Source organism: Emticicia aquatilis, from assembly GCF_014644295.1.
GTDB lineage: Bacteria > Bacteroidota > Bacteroidia > Cytophagales > Spirosomataceae > Emticicia > Emticicia aquatilis.
Genome location: NZ_BMKK01000004.1, coordinates 124838 through 148424, shown reverse-complemented (window position 1 = coordinate 148424; position 23587 = coordinate 124838). Strand labels below are relative to the sequence as shown.

Below are 23587 nucleotides of genomic sequence, written 5' to 3'. Positions count from 1 at the left end.
GTGAAATAGGGAGTTTAACCTAAAAAATGTTAACAAGGCCTTGAATGATTAGTTTACAGCACAAAGTTATGAAAAAAGTAACTGATGTGAGAAACTTTACTTTATTTAACCCGAAAATTTGCGGATATTTGCATAAAATTAATGGTTGAATGCCACAATGATTGAATGTTAGAATGAATTTCTTAAAATAGTTCATATTTCTTATTCACTCATTCTATCATTCAGTCAATCAAAATTAGGAAATGATGGAATCGAAAAGACAAAGACAAGTAGCAAAGCAGATACAAAAAGATTTAGGAGAGATTTTTCAGAGAGATTTGAAACAATTATTTGATGGTGCGTTTGTTACGATTACGGATGTAAAAACTACGCCAGATTTAGCGATAGCAAGAGTTTATTTGAGTTTTTTGTTGGCAAAAGATAGAGAAGGTGTATTGCAGATTGTAAGAGAAAATACAAAAGTTATAAGAAATCTTTTGGGAGAACGAGTGCGTCATCAATTAAGAATTGTTCCAAATTTACAGTTCTATATCGACGATACGGCCGAATATGCTCAGAAAATGGACGCTCTTTTTGCAGGAATCGTGATTCCGCCAGCACCAGCCGAGGGCGAAGAGTAATAGTAGCTATTCAAAAATCCAACGTTATATAAGCTTAGTTTGTGAATCTTTCATTTCTAATCGCCAAGAAGTATTTTTTTTCAAAAAAGAAAAAAAGCTTTATCAATTTTATTTCTATTATTTCGATGCTCGGAATTGGCATCGGAACTATGGCTTTGGTGATTGTTTTGTCGGTATTTAATGGATTGGAAGATTTGAATCGAAAAATCTTTAAATCTTTTGACCCTGACATAAGGGTTTCTCCTAAAAATGGAAAAAGTTTTGTGTTAGATAAAGCCAAGATTGACCAAATAAAGGCTTTGAATGATGTATGGTACGTAACCGAAGTTATTCAAGATAACGCTTTGGTGAAGTATGAAAACTCCCAAATGGTCGTAACCTTAAAAGGTGTTGATGATACTTTTCAAGCACATAGCGTTTTGAAAAAATCATTGGTTGAGGGAAATTTCGTACTGAAAAAAGATAGCGTTGATTATGCTTTTATTGGCGGGAACGTATATGGAGCATTGAATATATCCTTACAAAATGTCATTGAACCAATCGAAATTTGGTATCCTCGCAATCGAAAATCAATTTCTTTAAATCCAGATGATAATATCAATCGTCAGATTTTGAATATTTCGGGAGTTTACTCTTTAGAACAATTTCATGACGATTTTGTGTATGTGCCACTCGAAGTTGCCCAACAATTAACCGAATATGGTAATAAACGTAGTGCAATCGAGGTTCAAGCAAAACCAAATGCTGATATTGCTAAGGTACAAGAGGCCGTAAAGAGTATTTTGGGACAAGATTTCTTGGTTCAAAATCAAGATGAGCAAAATGCTTCGTTGTTCAGAGCTATTAAAATCGAAAAACTGTTTATTTTCATAGCATTGTTGTTTATTATTGGTATTGCCTCTTTCAATATTTTCTTTTCATTAACTATGTTGGTGATTGATAAACAGCAAGATTTGAAAACTCTATTTGCTATGGGTGCCGATGCTGGCTTAATAAAACGTATTTTCTTCTCCGAAGGGGCATTAGTTTCTTTTATTGGAGCTATTGTCGGTCTTGTTTTAGGTGGAATTATCTGCTTTCTACAAGAGCGTTTTGGAATTATAAAGATGGGAATGGAGAGTTCTATCATTGATGCTTACCCTGTAAAAATGCAATTAAGCGATTTTATATTAACTGCCATTTCGATAATTGTTATTACACTCTTGGCATCGTATCTGCCCGCAAAGCGTGCTGCCAAAAACTAAGACCAACTTATGTAAGGCTTTAAACCTTACCGAAGTTAAAACCCCATAAAATTAAATTCCTATTGAGAACGATTCGCTTTAGGCGTATTTTGAATAACCCAAGATGAATAAACTTTTAAAAATTGCTGTATTATTACTGATTGTTTTTCAAACTGCCGCACAGAACATTCCCTTGTTAGATGCCTCTAATCGCTGGATTTTGGTGAATAATAAAATAGAAAGAAACGAGATTTACTTGACTTCCTATAAAAAATCTAAAGTTAGGCTGAATACACTGGTTTTATCTTTTGCCGAAAATGGTAAAATTGTATATGACTATGAGACAAACTCTAAAACTGACGGAAACCCTAATATAAAATATCTCGATATCAATACCGCTGAAAGTTCTTGGACTTTTGATACCTTATCTAAAACACTTTCGTTAGTTATTCAGGCCGGATACACAACTTTTGATGATTTTAAGTTTAAGCGAGAATATAAAATTGATGAAGTGACTGACGGCTTTATTCTGATGAAAACAAATGAAGTTTTCTTTGAAGATTTAAAAAGAAAATCAGTTACAATGTCACAACCTGTAAGAAAACCCACGCCTGTAAAACCAATTATAACTGAAAAGAAATCGGTAGTTATAGCAAAAGTACCTTTGGTAGATTCTACAAAAGTTGTTCAGAATAATGTTGAGGTTTCGAGAAGGGATTCAATGGTTGTAAATGTTACTGTAACCAAGAAAGAGCTTATTGAAGAAGTAAAAACTCAACCCGTTGTGATTGCTCCGCCAGTTAAAATTAATTATTTGGAGCAATTTAAAACCTTATTTGATAAAAGCAGTCGTTGGATTTTGGTGAGAAATAAAATCGAGCGAGGTGATATTTACCTGACACCTTACCATGAGTCTAAATTGACAATCAATAATTTAGTTTTATCGCTGGCCAATGAAGGGAAGATTGAATATGATTATGAAAGCGACCCAAAGGTTAAGTTTTGTGCAGGCGTAGATTTTTTAGATATTGATACCGATGAAACTTCGTGGGAGTTTGATTCAGAGAATAATATTTTTACGCTGACAATCAAGGGTGGATATGCCAGTTTAGATGATTTTAAGTTCAAGCGAGATTATACAGTAGAGGCTTTTGATGATGGTTTTGCTTTGAGAAGAGTAAAAGAGCATTATTTTAATGATTTTCGTAAACCTGTAAAAGCTGCTGGAAATTATCAGCGTAGAAGAAAATAATATTTATAGCCATTAAAACTTGATTTGTCAGTTGTCGATGAAATTTCTTTCGGTCATATTTACTTTATTCATAAGTTACGGTGTCTTTTCTCAAGAAAATCCCGTGATAATGCCTTCGCAGGGAGCATATAATCCTTCTCGAACGAAAGAACATGATTTAATACATACCAAACTCGAAATTAAACCTGATTGGCAGAAACAATTCCTATATGGCAAGGCAATCATAACTTTCAAGCCACACTTTTATCCTCAATCAAGTATTAGTTTTGATGCAAAAGGGTTTGATATACAGGAAGTTACATCAAAAGGAAAAGCCTTGAAGTATAACTATGACAGGAGTATTTTAAAAATTGATTTAGGGCAAATATATACCCGAAAAGATACCATTAGTATCCAAATTACCTATGTTGCTAAGCCAAACGAACTTCCAGTTGGCGGAAGTGATGCCATTACTGCTGATAAAGGTTTATATTTTATCAACCCACTTGGTAATGAACCCGATAAGCCTCAACAAATTTGGACACAAGGCGAAACCGAAGCGAATTCGTGTTGGTTTCCAACGATAGATTCGCCCAATCAGAAAATGACACAAGAGATTTTTCTGACTGTTGATGCTAAGTTTATTACACTTTCAAATGGTAAACTTATTTCTTCTAAACAAAATTCTGATGGTACTCGTACTGATTATTGGAAGCAAACCAAACCAACTGCTCCGTATTTATCAATGATTGCAGTAGGAGATTTTAAAAAAGTTGTTGACCCAACTTTTAAGGATTTTGAAGTAAGTTATTATATCGAACCTAAATTTGAGAAATACGCACTGAATATTTACGGCCGAACTCCCGAAATGATTCGTTATTTCGAGAAAATACTCGGTGTTAAGTACCAATGGGAGAAGTATTCTCAGATTGCTGTAAGAGATTATGTGTCAGGAGCAATGGAAAATACTACTGCAACTATACATGGCGATTATATCCAAAAAGATAATCATCAATTAGTAGATGATAATGACGATGGCGTAATTGCTCACGAATTGTTTCACCACTGGTTTGGTGATTTAGTAACTTGTGAGTCTTGGTCGAATCTTCCACTCAACGAAGCCTTCGCCAATTATTCTGAATATTTATGGACAACTCATAAATATGGTAAAGAAGAAGGCGATTTAGTGGCTTACATTGCCCTCAATCAATATTTAGATGAATCAAAGGAAAAACAAGAGCCATTGATTCGCTTTAGATATTTCGATAAAGAAGATATGTTCGATTCGCATTCTTATGCAAAGGGCGGACGAATTTTACATTTACTTAGAAATACAGTAGGAGACGAGGCTTTTTTTGAAGCACTCAAACAGTATCTCACGCAATATGCTTATAAAACGGCCGAAGTTGAAGATTTAAGATTAGTTTTTGAGCAAGTAACAGGCCAAGATTTACATTGGTTTTTCGACCAGTGGTTCTTGAAAGCTGGCCACCCAGTTTTGCAAGTTTCGCATGACTATAATGGTGGAAAATTAAAGCTAAATATCAAGCAAACACAAGATACTACATATACGCCTGTTTATAGATTGCCATTGAAAGTGTTGATAAAGTTTGATAATGAGCAACTTACACAAGAAATAGTCTTGGATAAAGCACAGCAGAGTTTTGAATTAAATGTTAAATCCACCCCCAAAATGGTTTTGCTTGACCCCGATAATATTTTGGTTGGTAAAATTGAGCATCAAAAATCGCAAGATGAACTCATTTACCAATTTTATAATGCTGAGGGAATCGCCACTAAACTGAATGTACTCGAAACATTAACTTATATTCCAGAAGACGATACCACTTTTTATTATCCACCAGCCGAAAAGAAAATCAGACAATTATTGATTGATGCTACCAAAGATAAGTTTTGGAGAGTAAGACAGTTTGCGGTTCAAAAATTATTCGATTATGATGGTGAAGAATTTTTGGAAGTAGAAAAAGCCCTGCAATATAGAGTGATACACGATGAACGCTCGTATGTACGTGCTGATGCTATTTTGGCCATGAAAGGTTTTCAGAATTCTCAAAATGATAAACTTTTCCGTGATGCTCTTTCTGATTCTTCTTATACAGTCCAAGCGGCTGCCATTGAGGCTTTGTTGGCCAGTAAGCCTTCTGATGCAGTTGAGTTGGTCTTGAAGTTTGATACTTCTACTAATCCGAGTATTTTTGCCGCTGTGGCTAATTATTTTGCCGAAGAAGCTTCTCCACTTCGTTTTGATTGGTTTTTAAATCATCTCAAACAAATGAAAGGTAATGATTTATACCAAGTTTTAGGTATTTTTGGTACTTATATTGTAAAATCGTCTCCTGAAATCCAATTGAAATGCCTGCCATTGTTGGAACAAATCGCCAAAAACGACACCCAATGGTATGTTAGGTTTGCAGGAATGCAGACCCTCAGTTTGATAAATGAACACAAAGAAGTAAAAGCTCTGATGAAAGAAATTATTGCTTCAGAAAAAGATGAACGCTTACAAAAAATATATAAGCAATTTAGGGATATTTGAAAAATCCACGGTCAATAGTCGATAGTCAATAGTGTTTTTTCCTCTTTCCAAATGAATAGAAATCTTCGAGATGGTATCAATTTTTTTTCAAAGGTTACTTGGCCTCGTGCTTGGAATGCCTCGAAAAATGTAGGTAGTTATCTTGAATCAAAACTTACTGGTCGTACGATTCATCGAGGCTTACCCGTTGCGATTTCGATTGAACCAACAACTTCTTGTAACCTACGTTGTCCCGAATGCCCAAGTGGTTTGCGAAGTTTTACCCGCCCAACGGGTATGCTTCCAGAAAAACTTTTTAAACAAACCATTGACGAACTCTCCGATACACTACTATATTTGATTTTTTATTTTCAAGGAGAACCATACTTGCATCCAAAATTTTTAGATTTGGTGAAATATGCTTCAAATAAGAAAATTTATACGGCTACATCGACAAATGCTCATTATTTGACCGATATTTCGGCCAAACAAACCATAGAGTCTGGTTTAGACCGAATGATAATCTCGATAGATGGCACAACACAAGAGGTTTATGAGCAATACAGAGTAGGCGGAAACTTGAATAAAGTGATAGAAGGTACTAAGAAGATTGTACATTGGAAACGAGAATTAAAATCAAAGACACCACACATCATATTTCAATTTTTGGTGGTAAAGCCTAATGAACACCAGCTTGAGGATGTCAAAAAAATGGCAAAAGAATTAGGTGTTGATGAAGTTGCTTTTAAAACAGCACAAATTTATGATTATGAAAATGGCTCTTCGTTGATTCCAACGATTGATAAATATGCTCGATATGAGCAGCAAAGTAACGGAACATATAAAATAAAAAATAAATTACTCGACCACTGCTGGAAAATGTGGCATTCGTGCGTAATAACCTGGGATGGCCTTGTAGTGCCATGTTGTTTCGATAAAGATGCCGAGTATAGAATGGGAGATTTGAAGCAAAAAACATTCAAGGAAGTTTGGCAAAGTGAACCTTATCAACAATTTAGAAAGTCGCTCACCAATGCTCGTGCAGAAATTGAAATGTGTAAAAACTGCACAGAAGGCACTAAAATATGGGGTTAATATTGAATAAATCATGAAACGTACGAAGTCTATCAAATGGGGTATTATTGGTGTTGGTGATGTCTGTGAAGTAAAAAGTGGCCCAGCATTTCAGAAAATTGAAGGTTCTGAATTGGTTGCTGTTATGAGACGTTCGGCTGAACTGGCCAAAGACTTTGCTCAAAGACATGGTGTAGAAAAATGGTATTCAAATGCCGATGACCTAATCAATGACCCCGATATTGATGCAGTTTATATTGCTACACCTCCAAGTTCTCATGCCGAATACGTCAAACGTGTAGCCGAGGCTGGCAAAGTAGTGTATGTCGAAAAGCCAATGGCTCGTACTTATAAAGAATGTCTGGAAATGATTGAAGCGTGTAAGGCCGCCAACGTTCCTCTATTTGTGGCATATTATCGTCGGTCATTACCAAATTTCTTGAAAATAAAAGAGTTATTAGATAGCAAAGCCATTGGCGATGTGCGTTTTGTGAATATTTTTGTTCAGAAACCATTGGATGTCAAAGACCAAAACTCGAATAATTGGCGAGTTAATCCTGATGTTTCGGGTGGTGGATACTTCTATGATTTGGCTTGTCATCAATTGGATGCTCTTGATTTTCTTTTTGGCCCTATCAAAAAAGCCAATGGTTATACTGCCAATCAAACAAATAGTTATGCTGGCGATGATTTAGTTGTAGGAAACTTTGTTTTTGAAAATGGCATAATTGGTTCTGGAATTTGGAGTTTTGCCGCCAATAAAGTGAGCCAGAAAGAAACTACTATAATAGTGGGAAGTAAAGGTCAAATTTCTTTTCCTTGTTTTGGCGACCATTCGGTTACGCTTGAAGTTGAAGGAGAAGCTCCAATCAGATACGAATTTGATATTTCGCCTAATATTCAGAAACCTTTTATTCAAACCATAATTAATGAATTGAATGGTAAAGGCATTAACCCAAGCCACGGTGAATCAGCTGCCCGCACCAATTGGGTGATGGAACAAATTTGTAATCCGATAAACTAATAATAGAAATTTACAATAATTTTAAACAACTCTAAAACTTATGACACTTATTACGAGAATTAAATTAATGGTAATGATGTTTCTCATGTTCTCCACTTGGGGTGCTTGGTACGGGCAAATGGGAAAATATCTTTTTACTACGCTTCATGCAACAGGCGACCAAATCGGTAGTGCTTATGCTACTTTTTCGATAGCTTCGATTGTAGCTCCATTTTTTATGGGAATGGTAGCTGACCGTTTCTTTTCTGCTCAAAAAGTAATGGGTGTACTCAATATTTTAGGTGCTGTTATTCTTTATTTCTTGATTCAAAACCAAGACCCTGACACATTTTTCTGGTATATTTTAGCTTATACACTCACATTTGCTCCGAACTTGGCTTTATCAAGTTCGATAGCCATGAATCAGATGGAAAACCCAGAAAAAGAATTTCCTTCTATTCGTGTAATGGGTACAATCGCTTGGATTGTAATTACAAATATCATTGGTTTTTATGGCGTAGGCGATAAAGTTACAATCTTCCAAATAGCTATGTTTACATCAGTTGCATGGGCGATTTTTGCGTTTACATTGCCCAATACACCACCAAAGGCCACAAAAGCTACTTCATTTGGCCAGATTTTGGGTACAGATGCGTTTGTCTTATTCAAAGACCGTTCGTTTTTGGTATTCTTCATTTGTTCGATTTTGGTGTGTATTCCATTGTCGTTTTATTATGCTCACGCCAATTTATCTCTGACGGAGTCTAACATGACAAATGTTGAAAATAAAATGTCGCTTGGACAAGTTTCAGAGGTTGGCTTTATGCTCTTGATTCCATTTGCATTGAGCAAGTTTGGTATTAAGAAAATGCTCATTGTTGGTTTAATTGCATGGATAATCAGATTTGTATGCTTTGGTTACGGTGATGGTATTTCGTCGGAATGGATGCTATATTTGGCCATTATTTTACATGGGGTATGTTATGATTTCTTTTTTGTAACGGGTCAAATCTATACGGATAACAAAGCTGGTGAAAAAATCAAAAACTCAGCTCAAGGGCTTATTACTTTAGCCACTTATGGCATTGGAATGGGTATCGGTTCGATTTTATCAGGTAAAATTTTAGATAAATATACTACTAAAGTAGGAGAGGTAAGCACCCACGATTGGACAAGCGTTTGGATGGTTCCTGCTGCCATTTCAGCCGTAGTATTATTGTTATTTATTGTAGTTTTTAAAGATAATACAAGAGCAGAAGCATAATTTTATAAACTAATTTTCTGCCTACAAAAAGAGGCTGTCTTAAAAGTAAAATCAACCAAATAATATTCTGCAAATCACCTCATCCCAACCCTTCTCCTCACAGGAGAAGGGCTAAAAGTCTCCCTCTCCTGCGAGGAGAGGGAGATTTAGAGGGTGAGGTCAAATGCTATCCAAATATTCTTTTGTGAAGAAAACTTTTGAGACAGCCCCTTTTTATTTTTGCAAGTGAAGCGAAAGCATAAAACGGTTCTATTTATTCCACAATCAGCTTTTAAACTTCAAAGATTCAATGAGTTTCATTCGAGAAACTACCAATGTTGGAATTGTTATAACTGCCAAAACCAATAAAACCGTAACAATATTTAGGATAATTATCGTCAGCCAATCGAACGAAATCGGTACATAACTCATATAATAACTTTCAGAGTCAAGCGGAATGATTTTGTATATTTTCTGTAAAAAACAAAAGCCAATCCCAATAATATTTCCGTAAATCATGCCTTTAAGGATGATTGTAAGGCCATTATAGACAAATATCTGTCTAATTCTTATATTATCAGTTCCTAAGGCTTTGAGCAATCCAATCATCGGAGTTCGCTCCATCATCATTACCAAAAGCACCGAAATCATATTGAAACTCGCCACAAGTAAAATTAGGGCGATAATCACAATAATATTTCTATCCATAAGCCCGAGCCAATCAAATATGGCTGGAAACATCTCGGTAACTTTTACCAACTGCATATCTTGGTCGATTTCATCAAAAACATTTTTAGCGGCCAAATCAAGGTGGTCGAAGTTTTTTAAAAATATTTCATAGTGTCCAGCTGTGTTTTTATCCCAATCATTCATTCGTTGCACCAAGGCTAAATCGCCAATGATAAAGTTTTTATCAAACTCTTCTAAACCCGTATCATAAATGCCGACAACCTTTACTGGTCTAATTCTGGGTGGATTTTGAATAAAATAAATAAGAACTTTATCTGAGATTTTGATTTTTAATTGATTGGCTATTTTCTTACTGATAATTATTTCATCAGAGTACGTAGTGTCTCTAAAATTTATTGGCCTACCTTCAATCAAATTTTCTTTGAAATTTGCCCAGTCATAATCCCTTCCCACACCTTTTAGTACGATTCCTGAATGTTCTTCGTCAGATTTTAATAGCCCTGCTTTATTTGCTACTGCTTGAACGTGCCTGATTTCGGGGTTTTTTCTGTAATTTTGGTAAAATTTGGTATTTATTATCATCGGTGTTTCTTCAAACGACTGATTCAATGTAATTTTGCTCACTTGTATGTGTGAGCTAAGACTAAATAGCTTATCTCTGATGGTTTGTTTGAAACCAATCAGAATACTAAACGAGATAATCATTACGGCCAAACCAATGGCTATGCTCGATACACCAATTTTGGTTACAGTCGAAGTAAAAGTAGTTGTGTTGGTTTTTTGAATGCGTTGAGCGATAAACCGAGGTAAATTCATACTTATTTGGATGCTGATTTTTTACAAAACTATCAATTTATACCAAGATTAAAAAGATTTATGAGATAAGCCTATTTGACTATCTCTGATTGATTGACTTGATTTTTAAGAGTACGCTTACGAATCAGGACTGACTTTAAAGAATATGAATATAAAACAGTTTTTATTGAAGGCTTTATTATTATCAATACTTACTTGGGGAACTATCGAGGCGGTTTTTCTTTTCGACCCCTACAAAAAACACGACTTAGCTACTTCATATTATGCCATCATTATAGATAAGTTTCAAAGACTTCAATCTCTTAAATCTCCTAAGGTTGTTCTGATTGCAGGCTCAAATTTCGCTTATGGAATTAATAGCAAAATGCTCGAAGATTCATTGAAAAAGCCTGTTGTAAATATGGCTATCCACTATGATTATGGTGCGAAATATATGCTCAAACAAATTTCTCCCGAACTCCACAAAGGCGATACTGTGATTATGGGCTTTGAATATATCATTGAAAGTGAAGGGAATAAAAGTGAACAATTATTAATGGCAAGATATTTTCCGAAAGCCAAAGAGTGGATTGAGTTTGATGACATTTTTGAGGATATTCGAGAAAATAGCCAACTCCGAATCAATACCTTCAAAACAGTTTTAGAACGCTTAATAAAGAATGAGCAGATTACTTATGATATTGCAGATACAACGCACATTTTTTTCAGAGGAGCAACTAATCAGTATGGCGATTTAATAAGTCATTATAATAATCCAAGATTTAAAGAAATTCCAAGAGCTATTTTAAGTGACAAGGTAAGTCTGAAAGATGCCATCGCCGATATGAATGATTTTTATTCTGCGATGAAAGCTAAAGGTGTGAATGTATATTTTGTTTACCCGACTTACTCAAAGGCCAATTATGATTTAGATAAAAAAATCATTGATAAATATGTGAAGGAATATAATGATTATGCCAAATTTCCGATTTTGGGAACTCCCGAAGATTTTGTGTTCTCGGATACTCTGTATCACGATATGGCTTATCATTTAACCCAAAAAGGTGGAGAAATTCGTACTCAAAAAATCATTCAGTTATTAAGTAAGGCAGGTCAATAACCTACCGAAGATGTCTAATGACAGGTTAGTGCCTGTACTACAAAAATTAATTTATGCTTTTCAATTCGATAGAATTCTTATTGTTTTTTCCAATCGTTACGATTGTCTATTTTTTGCTTGTGCATAAGCATAGATGGTGGTGGTTGTTGGCTGCAAGTTGTGTTTTTTACATGGTTTTCAAACCCGAATACCTGCTGATATTGGGTTTTACGATTGTTGTTGATTATTATGCCGGTATCTGGATAGAAAATGCTGTTGGAAAGCAGCGAAAGTGGTTTTTAATCTTGAGTTTGGTAGCAAATATTGGTGTTTTGGCATTTTTCAAATATACCAACTTCGCCATTTTTGCATTGGCTCAGGCCAATATTGCCCACTATAAATTATTAGATTTTATCCTTCCAATTGGCTTATCGTTTCATACTTTTCAAGCCATGAGTTACACAATTGAGGTCTATCGTGGAAATCAAAAAGCCGAAAAGCATTTTGGATTATATGCTCTATATGTGATGTTCTATCCACAATTAGTGGCTGGACCAATCGAACGCCCGCAAAATGTATTGCATCAGTTTTATGAAAAGAAAAGTTTTGATTATCAGAGAGTTACGAGTGGATTGAAGCTAATGGCTTGGGGATTATTCAAGAAAGTTGTAATTGCCGACCGACTAACTTTGTTCGTTGATAAAGTTTATGATACACCCACTCAATATGAAGGTGTTCCAATTATTATAGCTACGATATTTTTTACTTTTCAAATTTATTGTGATTTTTCTGGCTACTCTGATATTGCACTCGGTAGTGCCGAAGTGATGGGTTTCAAGCTTATGAAAAACTTTGACCGACCGTATTTTTCAAAAAGCATATCGGAATTTTGGCGTCGTTGGCATATTTCGCTTTCTACTTGGTTTAGAGATTATCTATATATTCCTTTGGGTGGAAATCGAGTAAGTAAAACTCGTCAAAACTTCAATCAATTTTTTGTATTTGCAGTTAGTGGTCTTTGGCATGGTGCCAATTGGAATTTTATTATTTGGGGAGCTTTACACGGATTTTATCTCATTTTTGCCCGAATTACTCAAAAACCAAGAGCCTATTTCAATAAAATTACTGGTCTTGAAAAAGTTCCCTTTATATTAAAAACCGTTCAGGCTTTTACAACATTTTGTTTAGTGGCTTTTGCTTGGATATTCTTTAGAGGAAATTACCTCGAACAAAGTCAATGTTGGCATTTAGTAACTCATTTATTCTCTAATTTACCTTCGACAAAAGAGTTTTTAACCTATAATTATATTGCCAAAAACGTATTTCTTGAATTTACGATGGTTGAATTTTTGATTGCTGTTGGCTTGATAATTTTTATGGAGATTATTCATTATATTCAACGAGATAAAAGTATCCGTCAGATTGTATCTAACTATCCAACTGCTTTACGTTGGACACTTTATTACTTATTCATAATGGCATTTTTTATCTTAGGGATTTTTGACCAACCTGCCAAATTTATCTATTTCCAGTTCTAAATATCTGATAAATAGAGAGTTTAAGAAAATACTTTGAGATATTTGCTAAGAAACTGAATGTTGTAATTGTCCTGATAATCAAGGAGTTATGTTTTTCTTGTATTGCCGTTAATTCATCAGAAACAATACTTTTCTTGCACTCAATAGCATTTTCTTCTAATTTTGTATTTTAGAAATGTTACCATGACCGAACAAATCCTTATTCTTGATTTTGGCTCACAGTTTACGCAACTGATTGCACGCCGAGTACGAGAACTAAATGTGTATTGTGAAATACACCCTTTCAATAAAATTCCGCCGATTACAGCCGATATTAAAGGTGTAATTCTTTCAGGAAGTCCATGTTCAGTAAGAGACGAAGATGCTCCAATAGTTGATTGGCAAGAAATTGCCAAAACATTGCCAGTTCTTGGTGTTTGCTATGGTGCTCAGATGATGGCTCAAATGGGTGGAGGAGAAGTAGCTCCTTCTTCAATCAGAGAGTATGGCCGCACGATTCTGAATAAAGTTAATAATCGTTATGCTCTTTTCAAAGACGTGGCTGACGATACACAAGTTTGGATGTCGCACAGTGATACCATCGCTGCTCCGCCATCAAACGCTGATATTATTGCTTCGACTGATACGGTAAAAGTTGCCGCTTTTAAAATCAAGGAAAAACCAGTTTATGGTATTCAGTTTCACCCAGAAGTTACACATACAGTTTTGGGAAAAACTATTATCAAAAACTTTGTGGTAGATATTTGTGAATGTTCGCAAAGTTGGACTCCTGATTCATTTGCCGAAGTTACTATTCAAGAATTGAAAGAAAAACTGGGTGATGATAAAGTAATCATGGGGCTTTCGGGCGGAGTAGATTCTTCAGTCGCCGCTACCTTGATTCATCATGCAATTGGTAAAAACTTATATTGTATTTTTGTTGATAACGGATTGCTTCGCAAAGGCGAGTTTGAGGAGGTTTTAGAGTCATATAAAGGCTTAGGTTTAAATGTTGTAGGCGTTGATGCCAAAGATAGATTTTATGATGCACTGAAAGGTTTAACCGACCCAGAAGCAAAACGTAAGGCTATTGGTAAAACGTTTATTGATGTTTTTGATGCAGAATCACACAAAGTAGAAGGAGCAAAATGGCTCGGTCAAGGTACAATCTACCCTGATGTCATTGAGTCAGTGTCAGTAAAAGGGCCTTCTGTTACCATCAAATCGCATCATAATGTTGGTGGTTTACCTGATTTTATGAAATTGCAAGTAGTTGAGCCGCTTCGTTTATTATTCAAAGATGGAGTACGTGAAGTAGGTAAAGCTCTAAACATTCCTCAAAATATCTTAGGACGCCATCCGTTCCCTGGGCCAGGTTTAGGAATTAGAATCTTAGGCGATGTAACGCCTGAGAAAGTACAAATCCTACAAGAGGTTGATGCAATCTTTATTAACGGTTTGAAAAACAGCGGTTTATACGATAAAGTTTGGCAAGCAGGCTCGATGCTTTTACCAGTGCAAAGCGTAGGAGTAATGGGCGATGAGCGTACATATGAAAGAGTTGTAGCTTTACGTGCCGTTACAAGTGTTGATGGTATGACAGCCGACTGGGCTCATTTACCTTACGAGTTTTTAGCAGATGTTTCTAATGAAATCATCAATAAAGTGAAAGGAGTAAATAGAGTTGTATATGATATTAGCTCGAAGCCTCCAGCAACAATTGAATGGGAATAAGGGTATTATACAAACAAAAATCCCAGTTTTGATTAATTCAGAACTGGGATTTTTTATGGTAGTATGTCAAAAGATTTAGTTTGTACTAACTTCACTTAATCTTAATTTTTCTTTTGCAGGAGTAGTAGCTGTTGCAGTCGCTACTTTATCATTTATATTCAATTCTTCTTTCTTCAACTTTAATCTTCTTACTTCCAACAAATTTCCTGCAACAAAATAGCATATCAACAAGAATAGAATAAAGAAACAAAGCTCAGTATTAGAGAAATAACTTCTTGCAAAATAAGTTAGTGCTGTAAAAAAGATAGTTGTAAAGTATAGGGTAAACGACGCTTGCATGTGCGATAGGTTATTGTCTATCAATAAATGGTGCATGTGTAATCTGTCAGCCTTAAATGGCGATTTTCCACGTAAAATTCTGATAGAAAAAACTCTGATTGTATCAAAAATTGGAATAATCAATATAACAACTGCAATGATAGGGGCACTTACAAATGAAATATCAGCTTCCCAAGCGTGCATAACATTTAGGTGAATAAACTTCACTGCTAATACCGTTATGATATAGCCAATAATTAATGAGCCAGTATCGCCCATGAATATCTTCTGAGTTTGGGAGAAATTGAATCGGAGGAAACCCACCAACGAACCTGCCAAGCATAAAGCCAAACAAGCCAATGAATAATGGTGATTAACCAAAAACCATAAACCGAAACCAGTACTTGCAATCATGGCAATTCCACCCGCTAAACCATCAATACCGTCAATTAAGTTGAAGGCATTAATCATTGCCACAAAAATGAAGATTGTCAATAAAATACTGATAATGTAAGGAATATGGCTGATGCCAAAAATCCCAAATAAATCAGAAATGCGTAGGTCACTACCTATAACCACAATAGCGGATGCCAATACCTGCACTATCATTTTCTTTGTAGGAGAAAGAGCATATAGGTCGTCTTTTACACCTAAAAAGAACAATATGACTGTACCAGCAAATACTTTGTGAATTAAGATTCCTTCATCGCCAAAGTTCCAAATCATGTAACCGATTAAGATTCCTGCGAAAATGGCTACTCCACCAAAAGTTGGAGTAGGAGTTTTATGCGAACTACGTTTCACGGGATTATCCATTAATCCTCGCAGCCCGCTTATGTTTATAATTACAGGAATAGAACGCAAGTTGATGAGCATTGCGATTACAGCTGAAATTAAGATTTGGATTTGCTTATCAGGGATAAGTGATTCAAATGTTGGAAACATCAGAACTATGTTTAATTTTATATTACTTGGTTAGTAATGACTATACAAAATAAATACTTTTTTCAATGTGAAATCTAAAAAACTTAAATCTTTTTGCAGATTTATTTATCTAATGGTGATTTCTCTTTGTCGAACAAGCTGGGCTGGATTACCTTGATAAATGCCATAAGCATCCAAAGATTTGGTTGCAACCGAATTAACCGATAAAACAGCGTGCGAATGACAGGTTGTACCTCCACATACTACTGATTTTGCTCCAATCCATACACCTTCTTCAAGAATTATGTCTTTCACTATTAGGTCAAAAGTAGGTTTCTTATAGTCATGATTACCCGATAAGAGCATTGCCCCTTGCGATAAACAACAATTATCCCCGATTTTAACCTTTCCTAAACTATCAATCCATAATTCTTCCCCCAACCAAACATTATCACCAATTTCCAAATTCCAAGGATATTTGATATTGATATTGGGTTTCATCGTTACGTTTTTACCAATCTTAGCTCCAAAAAATTTTAATAATGACTTTTTTATAGAACTCGGAATCAATAAATAAGAGTTAATAAATAAAGCATTGATGATATACCAAAGAGCTGATACTAAAAAGCCTCTTGTAAGATTCGACTGTTTATACCAATCATTATTATATTTCGATAAATCTGTTTTCTGCATTTATGACTGTATTTTGTTAGGTTGGTTACAAAAATTATGCTGGTTTTTTAAATGTTTTGTAGCTTGGCAATCAATAAACTACTTTTTGTTCTTCCTTCTTCAAGGCGGTCGGATAGATAAACTTTAGTTGCTTCAAAATGCTTTCTATAACTTTCTTTGTCGCCCATTTCAACAATATTTGCCCATTCATGAACGGCAGTGTGAAAAGCTAAATCTTCACCTCTAATACTCTTGTCGAATAGAGCGGCTTTGATGGTTTCTTCGAGTAGATTTTCGTTCATGAAAAGATATTCGGCCATGCCTACACGTAACTTAAATGGAGGCGTTTGACAAATCAAACTTTTGTACGGATTAGTACCGAGTTTGTGCCATGTATCTACCATTGCCAAAAGGCTTAGATGAGAGTTAGGTTTATGCTCAAAATCTTGATTTAAACTAAATTCGCTCATGATTTTGTCATCAAGCATCAAATCACCACCTTTATCTTTAAAAACACTATCTCTTGCTGCGTATATCCTTTTTCTAAATTTCTTCTCGTTTTCTTCAATCATCAATTCAAAAAGTTCGCTTTCAGCTTTAGCATAGCTACGAACGTCTCGTTTAGCATAAGGATTTTGAAGGGCTAAACCCGAATAAACGTGAAATTTATAGCTGTAAATTCGCAAGGTCATTAATAATTTAACATTATCAAGACCATTCGGATGGAGTGTGTTTTCCCATGGATATACCTTTCGGTGCATAAATGCAGTACCGATGCTCTCAAAGCCGATGTGTGTAACTGCTTGAATATCAGCCATCATGCGGTCATGAGCATGATAATCTTCAAGCTGATGAATAGTTGAACCAATGGCACTAAGTACGGTTTGTGCTTGTATAAATGCTTCATTGCTTGCCCTGTGATTGACAAGCACCAATGTTTGTCCAACGGGATTTACGGCTGGCCCATAAAGTGCATGGCAAGTAACAATCTGAGCATCTTTGGGTAGAAATTTTTCAAACGCTGCTATTTCAGGCGTTTTGACTGAGGTTTGTCCAGCTACTATTGCACCATATTTGGTTGATGGGCCGCATTGAGCTGCAACTTTTTCAATGTTTTCGGCTTCTACTGAATAAAGAATAAAGTCGCATAAGCGAGAAATCGCGATGCCATCGGCAAGGATATTAATCCCAAAGTCACTGAGTTCTTGTTCTAATTTTTCACGGTTTTGTGGAAGGTCACATCCATACACATCGAATCCTGCTTTTGCCCATATTCGGGCAAACATCTTGCCCATATCTCCCAAACCAATGATACCTATTTTCATAAACCAATATTTGAAGCGGAACGCTGCCCGTTTTGGATGAGTGAACGAATGAGTAAAAATTTACAAAAACTCAAAATTCAGTCATTTTTGTTTTAATTTGTATTTACAAAATAACAAAAATTCACTCATTCACTCATTCACTCACTCAAAAATATTTTATGCGAACCATCTTATTACTTATTATTTCCAACACTTTTATGACTTTTGCTTGGTATGGACATTTGAAAAGACCAGACCTGCCCATATGGAAAGCTATTCTGATAAGCTGGGGAATTGCCTTCTTTGAGTATGTCTTTATGGTTCCTGCCAATAGGCTTGGGTATGGTCAATTTAATGCTTTTCAGCTTAAAACTATTCAAGAAGCAATCACGCTTGTAGTATTTGTTATTTTTGCTGTATTGTATCTAAAAGAACCACTTAAATGGAATTATTTGGTCGGTTTTGGACTAATATTTTTGGCTGTTTGGGTAGTTTTTAAGAAATAATTATTGTTCAAATGCAGTTCGGATAGTGTCGAAAATTCTGCCTAAGATACTGATGTCTTTGGTAATTACTTCGGCATTTCCTTGCATTCCATAACGGAAAGAAAGTTTTTTCTTTGAGGTTGTGGTTAATCCATTAGGCAGATTTACATAGACTTTATAAACGCTTTGACTTCCAGTAGTTGAAGTGATTGTCGATGAAACATCAGCAATGGATGCCACTTTCCCTTTCAAGATTCCAAACTCCTTTTTACTAAAATTATCTAAAACAATATTTACATCCTGTCCTTCGGCGATTTTGCCCGAACCCGATGATTCCAAAAATAATTCTCCTACATAAGAGCTTGAAAGTGCATTGTTTATATTGCCCGTTGGCGGAATAATATTAGCTATTTCTTGGTTTTCGTTAATGTAGGAGTTTTGTTTGATGAAGTTCAAATAATTCACTTTGCCAGCAATGGTTGCTTTGAGTAAATATCTTTGCTCCCAGATGTTGAGTTGGTTAAGTAGATTTGTGTAAGCATCAAGCAATAAATTATTTGAATTGAGTTGACGGTCTTTTTGCTCGAAATCAACTTCTACTTTTTGACTTTGGAGCGTAATTATTCTATTTTGGTTTTCGTCGTAACTTGATTTTGCTGCCTCTACTGCTTTGAGTTTCTGAAAAACTTCATCTTGCTTTTGTTCTAATTGCTCAGTAGAAATACTCCCTGCTTTATGCAAGGCTTTATAACGATTGTCAAAGTTTTTCTTTTGCAAATTGTATTCATTCTCTAAAAGCTGGACCTGACGTTTAAGGCGTTCAGAAATCTGAATGTATTCAGCAATCTGTTGATTAATGCTTGATTTACGTAAACTTGTATTCTGTCCTCTAATATCCAGCGAACCTATTTCTTTGATTTTTAATAGAAAATTATTGTACGGAACTTGAAGTTCACCCAACTGTAAATCATCAGTAAATTGCCTGAGAGAATCAGCATTTAAAGTATTTACTGAACTATTTTTTATGAAATTAAGCTTTTGTTTTAGTTGTAGAATATCATCATATTTTGTAGCACTTTTTAGATAACCTAATACCTCATTTTCCTTGACAAGCGATTTATCAGCCACGATAAGCACAATATTTCCACTCGTACGAGCCACAAGCGGTACAGGCGGGTTATTTGACGTTATGTTTATTTTTCCTTTTATAACATCAGGATATTTTACAAAATAACTTAAAACTAAAATTGTTGTTACAATGCCAAATATGACAGTAAGCCCCCAACGGAGTGTCCAGCTTGGCATTTCTGATAATATTTCATCAACTTCTTCACTGCGGCGTGGCATATTCAAAACACGCACAGGCGAGGGGTTAGTATGTTGAATTTCGTTTGGCATTGCTAAATCAATAATTTTTATCTAATTCTCCGATGAGTTTGCGGAGGGTGATTTCGTAACTTTTTAATGAATACATTGATTCGAGATAATTAAAGTTTGATTGAACATACTCTAATTGAATCGTTCGATATTCCAACGCATTTGAAAAGCCACTTTCTAAACGACCTTTGACTAATTGCAGGCTATTTCCTAAGTTTTTTACTAATTGCTGGTTTAGTTTTACTGCCTTCAACTGATTCTGATAAGCAGTAAAGGCATTGGTTAATTCAATCGAAAGCTCTTGCTTTAGTTCTCCAAGTTGCAATTCACCAATTTTATTTTGTATAATAGCCTCACTGATTCCTCGCTTTAGTTCACCACCATTATAAATCGGAATTGAAGCCCGCAAACCAATAGTAAAGTTAGAAACATTACCTTTAATTGGAGCATTTCCTTCAAATCGAGTGGTCGAGTAGCTTTTTCCGAGCCTACTGTTTAGGCCAATGGTTGGGTTTCGCTGGCTTCTGATTAACTCTATTTTACTTCTATTCAAATTGGTTTCGACTTGTTTGGCTAAAATTTCGTTGTTTTGGCTCAACATTTTGCTTTTAAGAGCTTCAAAATTGAATTCATCTTTTGCTACATCTAACTTATCAGTTAATTGATAGTTTTTTGATTTATCAGAACCCAGCACCATATTGAGTTTATTGAGTGCAGCTTGATATGAATTTTCTTGTTGTAGGTAAGAAGATGAGTCGATTAAAAATGAATTTTCCGCCCTCAAAACCTCAAAATTACTGGCTTTCCCAAGATTAAGTTGAAGTTTGGTATCGTTGAGTCTGAGTTTCGATAAACTTTTTGTTTCTTTCAAAACCAGACTTTTTTCTCTTTCAATAATTGTTTTGTAATAAGACTCAATCACGTCTTTGATAACGCTGGCTCTCGTATTTCGTAGCAGCTGCTCGTTTTCTTTACTTAAATAATTGAGTTGAGTTTTTTTGATATTTCGTTGATTCCCATTATAGATAGTGTAATTGGTATTAAAATCAGCATTTAAGCTATTATCACCAAAAACACCCTTCACGAAGTTGATAGGCGAGTTATTATTACTGTATAGGTTATTTTGCCCAACATCAAAACTTACAGACGGAAATCGCTCTGTTACTCCCACCTGTTGGTTGAGTTGGGCAATTTCGAGTTGTTGTTTTGAGATTTGGACCTTGTAATTATTTTGCAAGCCAATCTTAATAGCATCTTCAAGCGAAAGCTGCGACTGTGCTAAAAGCTTACTTGAAATGAGTAAAAATATGATTAAAAATTTATTCATACAGTCTGATTAATTGCCCAATTCTAATTGATTCTTAACTAATTCATAATAAAATCCTCGTCGTTCTACTAAATCTTGGTGTTTCCCTTCCTCAACGATTTCGCCTTGATGCAATACCACAATATTATCAGCATTACGGACAGTGCTTAGTCGATGGGCAATAACCAAAACAGTTCGCCCTGCGTAAAACTGATTGAGATTTTCCATGATAAATTTCTCATTATTGGCATCTAAGGCACTGGTCGCTTCATCAAAAAACAAGAAAGGCGGATTTTTGTAAATTGAGCGAGCAATCAAAATTCGTTGTTTCTGACCGATACTAAGTCCTTTACCTTCACCACCAATTTTCGTGGCTAAACCAAGCGGTGAAGATTCGATAATATCAAAAATATTGGAAGCATAAACTGCGTAATTAAGGCGGTCGGGGTCTGTTATCTCATCGCTGCCGACAATGTTTTTCTCAATCGTATCCGAAAAAATAAAACCATCTTGCATCACTACACCACATTGTTTTCGCCACCAACCTGTATGATAATCTTGCAGTTTTCTATTACCAATAAAAATATTTCCACCTGTTGGGTCATAAAATTTCAGTAATAGCTTCATCAGAGTTGTCTTTCCACTACCACTACTGCCCACGAGTGCCGTAACTTTTCCTTCTGATAGAACTAAGTTGATATTTTTTAAAATTTGTGGCGAAGATGGGCCTCCGTAACTAAAGCTGAGATTTTGAAAAATGATGTCTCGGTAATAAGAGAATTGAGCTGTTCGAGGAACATCATCTGGATTTTCGTCTTCTTTTTTATGAATTTCATTTAAGCGGTCAAGGCTAATTCGAGCATCTTGGGCAGAATGAACAAAGTTTAAAAGAGTGCCGAGTGGAGCATTGGCCTGCCCAACAATTCCTTGTATTGAAAGCATCGTACCGAAAGTTATATCGCCCTCAACAACGCCTTTAGCGGCCAAAAATGTTATCAAAATATCTTTTAAATGCGTTATAAAAAATGCCCCAGTTTCTTGATATTGGCTAAGTTTGAGGTCTTCGATACCTATCTTAAATAACCTTGCCTGAATATTTTCCCATCTCCAACGCTTTTGGTCTTCTATATTTTGAAGTTTGATTTCATTAATTCCTGTTACTAATTCCACTAATGCACTTTGATTATCGGCAAGGCGGTCGAATCGGCGAAGATTAATACGTTTACGATATTTCAGAAAAGCATAAATCCAAGCGAAGTACAGAATCATGCTTACGATGAATATAAGGAAAATTGGCAAACTAAAAATTGCGAGTAATACGCTGAATATCAGCATATTGAAAACTGAAAATACAACGCTCAGTGAAGAACTCGTCAAAAAATCTTGAATGATTGTGTGGTCATTGATACGCTGGAGAATATCACCTTGATTACGAGTTTCAAAAAATGAAATCGGTAGTCGCATGAGTTTGGCCAAAAAATCCGAAATCAAAGAAATATTCACCCGATTGCTGATGAGCATCAAAATCCAGTTTTGTATGAAATTTGATACCATTTGACCGAAAAATAAAGCTAATTGCCCAAAAAGTATCAGATAGATAAAATTCATATCCTGATACTCAATGCCTCGGTCAACAACTGCTTGGGTCAAGAACGGAAAGATGAAAGATAGAATAGCTCCAAGCAGCATTCCAACCCCAATTTGTATAAAGAAACGCTTGTATGGACGTAAATATCCCCAAAAATAATTCAGAGAAAGCCCTTCACGTTTGTCATCTTCACTTTCGTAGAATTTCTGAGTAGGTTCAAGCAATAATGCAATGCCGGGAGTATCTTCAGGATAAACCCCATTGTGCCATGCTTCTAAGAAATCTTTATGTGTATATTTTTCGAGGCCAAGAGCAGGGTCTGCTACCATTACATGAGTTTTCGTAACTTCATAGACAACTACAAAGTGACGTTGACGCCAAAAAACAATACATGGCTTTGGAGCATCTTCGAGCAGTATTTTGAATGGTATCTTTACTGCTTTCGTACGAAAACCGATTGATTTTGCTCCATCACTAATACCTGCTAAGGATACGCCCGTTTGGGTAATAAATGTTTTGTCTCTGAGAAATTCTAAACTATAATTTTTACCGTAAAACTTGGAAATCATACGTAGGCAAGTAGGGCCGCAATCTACTGCATCAAGTTGACGGTAATGTGGGAAAACTTTTTTCACTCAGTAATAATTTGGTTAATAGTAATTGTAGATACGTAAAGTTGCCAATAATAGATGTTTATTATGGCCAAATTACTCACCTCAGCAATAATACAATCGGAAACAAAAACTAAGCCAATAAAGTAGAATGGATAGTTATATTTATGAATACAGTTTCTATCGTAATAGATTACGTATATTAATAAAAAAAGCACTTTCAAAAGACGAAAGTGC

At 35.4% G+C, this 23587-nt stretch carries 18 protein-coding genes; 11 read left to right on the top strand and 7 right to left on the bottom strand.

All coding sequences use genetic code 11. The features are described from left to right. Positions 1-245 precede the first annotated feature (245 nt). The 7 genes from rbfA to IEX65_RS10695 all read left to right on the top strand — a co-directional run bounded on the left by rbfA (position 246) and on the right by IEX65_RS10695 (position 8951). Positions 246-620 carry a 30S ribosome-binding factor RbfA gene (rbfA, locus tag IEX65_RS10725; protein WP_188766058.1) on the top strand — a complete coding sequence of 125 codons (375 nt, stop codon included), beginning with the start codon at positions 246-248 and terminating at the stop codon, positions 618-620. Positions 621-745: 125 nt separating this feature from the next. After that, positions 746-1864 carry an ABC transporter permease gene (locus IEX65_RS10720; protein WP_229250629.1) on the top strand — a complete coding sequence of 373 codons (1119 nt, stop codon included), beginning with the start codon at positions 746-748 and terminating at the stop codon, positions 1862-1864. A gap of 103 nt (positions 1865-1967) precedes the next feature. Beyond that, positions 1968-3095, top strand: coding sequence for a hypothetical protein (locus tag IEX65_RS10715; RefSeq protein ID WP_188766056.1), 1128 nt, complete (start codon positions 1968-1970; stop codon positions 3093-3095). Between the two features lie 37 nt (positions 3096-3132). Next, a complete protein-coding gene (locus IEX65_RS10710; RefSeq protein WP_188766442.1) occupies positions 3133-5631 on the top strand; it encodes a M1 family aminopeptidase in 2499 nt (832 codons plus the stop codon). A 51-nt stretch (positions 5632-5682) separates the two neighbouring features. Further along, entirely contained in the window at positions 5683-6705 is a 1023-nt protein-coding gene (locus IEX65_RS10705; RefSeq protein WP_188766055.1) for a radical SAM/SPASM domain-containing protein, read from the top strand. A 13-nt stretch (positions 6706-6718) separates the two neighbouring features. Further along, positions 6719-7708: a Gfo/Idh/MocA family protein gene (locus IEX65_RS10700; protein ID WP_188766054.1), complete on the top strand. Its 990-nt coding sequence runs from the start codon at positions 6719-6721 to the stop codon at positions 7706-7708. 40 nt (positions 7709-7748) lie between these two features. Then, positions 7749-8951, top strand: a complete 1203-nt coding sequence (locus IEX65_RS10695) for a nucleoside permease (protein ID WP_188766053.1) — start codon at positions 7749-7751, stop codon at positions 8949-8951. Positions 8952-9215: 264 nt separating this feature from the next. Here IEX65_RS10695 and IEX65_RS10690 read toward each other — a convergent pair whose 3' ends face one another. Continuing rightward, complete coding sequence (locus IEX65_RS10690; protein WP_188766052.1) at positions 9216-10436, bottom strand: ABC transporter permease; 1221 nt, start codon at positions 10434-10436, stop codon at positions 9216-9218. 145 nt (positions 10437-10581) lie between these two features. Between IEX65_RS10690 and IEX65_RS10685 the strand changes: the two genes are divergently transcribed. From IEX65_RS10685 to guaA, 3 genes are all read left to right on the top strand, one after another. After that, positions 10582-11535, top strand: a complete 954-nt coding sequence (locus IEX65_RS10685; protein ID WP_188766051.1) for a hypothetical protein — start codon at positions 10582-10584, stop codon at positions 11533-11535. A gap of 53 nt (positions 11536-11588) precedes the next feature. Beyond that, positions 11589-13052, top strand: a complete 1464-nt coding sequence (locus IEX65_RS10680; RefSeq protein WP_188766050.1) for an MBOAT family O-acyltransferase — start codon at positions 11589-11591, stop codon at positions 13050-13052. A gap of 183 nt (positions 13053-13235) precedes the next feature. Then, positions 13236-14765 (top strand): glutamine-hydrolyzing GMP synthase, encoded by a 1530-nt coding sequence (gene guaA / locus IEX65_RS10675; RefSeq protein WP_188766049.1) that lies wholly within the window; start codon positions 13236-13238, stop codon positions 14763-14765. 75 nt (positions 14766-14840) lie between these two features. Here guaA and IEX65_RS10670 read toward each other — a convergent pair whose 3' ends face one another. From IEX65_RS10670 to IEX65_RS10660, 3 genes are all read right to left on the bottom strand, one after another. Further along, on the bottom strand, positions 14841-16028 hold the full coding sequence (locus tag IEX65_RS10670; RefSeq protein WP_188766048.1) for a glycosyltransferase family 4 protein: 1188 nt from the start codon (positions 16026-16028) through the stop codon (positions 14841-14843). A gap of 105 nt (positions 16029-16133) precedes the next feature. Beyond that, positions 16134-16700 carry a WcaF family extracellular polysaccharide biosynthesis acetyltransferase gene (locus IEX65_RS10665; RefSeq protein WP_188766047.1) on the bottom strand — a complete coding sequence of 189 codons (567 nt, stop codon included), beginning with the start codon at positions 16698-16700 and terminating at the stop codon, positions 16134-16136. A gap of 47 nt (positions 16701-16747) precedes the next feature. Then, the gene (locus tag IEX65_RS10660) at positions 16748-18004 is read right to left on the bottom strand and encodes a prephenate dehydrogenase (RefSeq protein ID WP_188766046.1); all 1257 of its coding nucleotides are present in this window, start codon (positions 18002-18004) and stop codon (positions 16748-16750) included. Positions 18005-18162: 158 nt separating this feature from the next. On the opposite strand from IEX65_RS10660, the gene IEX65_RS10655 reads away from it, so the two are divergent. Continuing rightward, positions 18163-18489, top strand: coding sequence for a DMT family protein (locus IEX65_RS10655; protein WP_188766045.1), 327 nt, complete (start codon positions 18163-18165; stop codon positions 18487-18489). Here the strand turns inward: IEX65_RS10655 and IEX65_RS10650 are convergent, their stop codons facing one another. Genes IEX65_RS10650 through IEX65_RS10640 form a run of 3 tightly spaced genes read right to left on the bottom strand, consistent with a single transcriptional unit; the run spans position 18490 to position 23374 of the window. Continuing rightward, complete coding sequence (locus IEX65_RS10650) at positions 18490-19866, bottom strand: beta-barrel domain-containing protein (RefSeq protein WP_188766044.1); 1377 nt, start codon at positions 19864-19866, stop codon at positions 18490-18492. Positions 19867-19873: 7 nt separating this feature from the next. Continuing rightward, the gene (locus tag IEX65_RS10645) at positions 19874-21172 is read right to left on the bottom strand and encodes a TolC family protein (protein ID WP_188766043.1); all 1299 of its coding nucleotides are present in this window, start codon (positions 21170-21172) and stop codon (positions 19874-19876) included. 9 nt (positions 21173-21181) lie between these two features. Next, positions 21182-23374 carry a peptidase domain-containing ABC transporter gene (locus IEX65_RS10640; RefSeq protein ID WP_188766042.1) on the bottom strand — a complete coding sequence of 731 codons (2193 nt, stop codon included), beginning with the start codon at positions 23372-23374 and terminating at the stop codon, positions 21182-21184. Positions 23375-23587 lie beyond the last annotated feature (213 nt).

Bases quoted from the DNA above. Each gene is read 5' to 3' on its own strand.
- rbfA (WP_188766058.1), top strand. From the start codon at position 246: ATGGAATCGAAAAGACAAAGACAAGTAGCAAAGCAGATACAAAAAGAT.
- IEX65_RS10720 (WP_229250629.1), top strand. From the start codon at position 746: ATGCTCGGAATTGGCATCGGAACTATGGCTTTGGTGATTGTTTTGTCG.
- IEX65_RS10715 (WP_188766056.1), top strand. From the start codon at position 1,968: ATGAATAAACTTTTAAAAATTGCTGTATTATTACTGATTGTTTTTCAA.
- IEX65_RS10710 (WP_188766442.1), top strand. From the start codon at position 3,133: ATGAAATTTCTTTCGGTCATATTTACTTTATTCATAAGTTACGGTGTC.
- IEX65_RS10705 (WP_188766055.1), top strand. From the start codon at position 5,683: ATGAATAGAAATCTTCGAGATGGTATCAATTTTTTTTCAAAGGTTACT.
- IEX65_RS10700 (WP_188766054.1), top strand. From the start codon at position 6,719: ATGAAACGTACGAAGTCTATCAAATGGGGTATTATTGGTGTTGGTGAT.
- IEX65_RS10695 (WP_188766053.1), top strand. From the start codon at position 7,749: ATGACACTTATTACGAGAATTAAATTAATGGTAATGATGTTTCTCATG.
- IEX65_RS10690 (WP_188766052.1), bottom strand. From the start codon at position 10,436: ATGAATTTACCTCGGTTTATCGCTCAACGCATTCAAAAAACCAACACA.
- IEX65_RS10685 (WP_188766051.1), top strand. From the start codon at position 10,582: ATGAATATAAAACAGTTTTTATTGAAGGCTTTATTATTATCAATACTT.
- IEX65_RS10680 (WP_188766050.1), top strand. From the start codon at position 11,589: ATGCTTTTCAATTCGATAGAATTCTTATTGTTTTTTCCAATCGTTACG.
- guaA (WP_188766049.1), top strand. From the start codon at position 13,236: ATGACCGAACAAATCCTTATTCTTGATTTTGGCTCACAGTTTACGCAA.
- IEX65_RS10670 (WP_188766048.1), bottom strand. From the start codon at position 16,028: ATGTTTCCAACATTTGAATCACTTATCCCTGATAAGCAAATCCAAATC.
- IEX65_RS10665 (WP_188766047.1), bottom strand. From the start codon at position 16,700: ATGCAGAAAACAGATTTATCGAAATATAATAATGATTGGTATAAACAG.
- IEX65_RS10660 (WP_188766046.1), bottom strand. From the start codon at position 18,004: ATGAAAATAGGTATCATTGGTTTGGGAGATATGGGCAAGATGTTTGCC.
- IEX65_RS10655 (WP_188766045.1), top strand. From the start codon at position 18,163: ATGCGAACCATCTTATTACTTATTATTTCCAACACTTTTATGACTTTT.
- IEX65_RS10650 (WP_188766044.1), bottom strand. From the start codon at position 19,866: ATGCCAAACGAAATTCAACATACTAACCCCTCGCCTGTGCGTGTTTTG.
- IEX65_RS10645 (WP_188766043.1), bottom strand. From the start codon at position 21,172: ATGAATAAATTTTTAATCATATTTTTACTCATTTCAAGTAAGCTTTTA.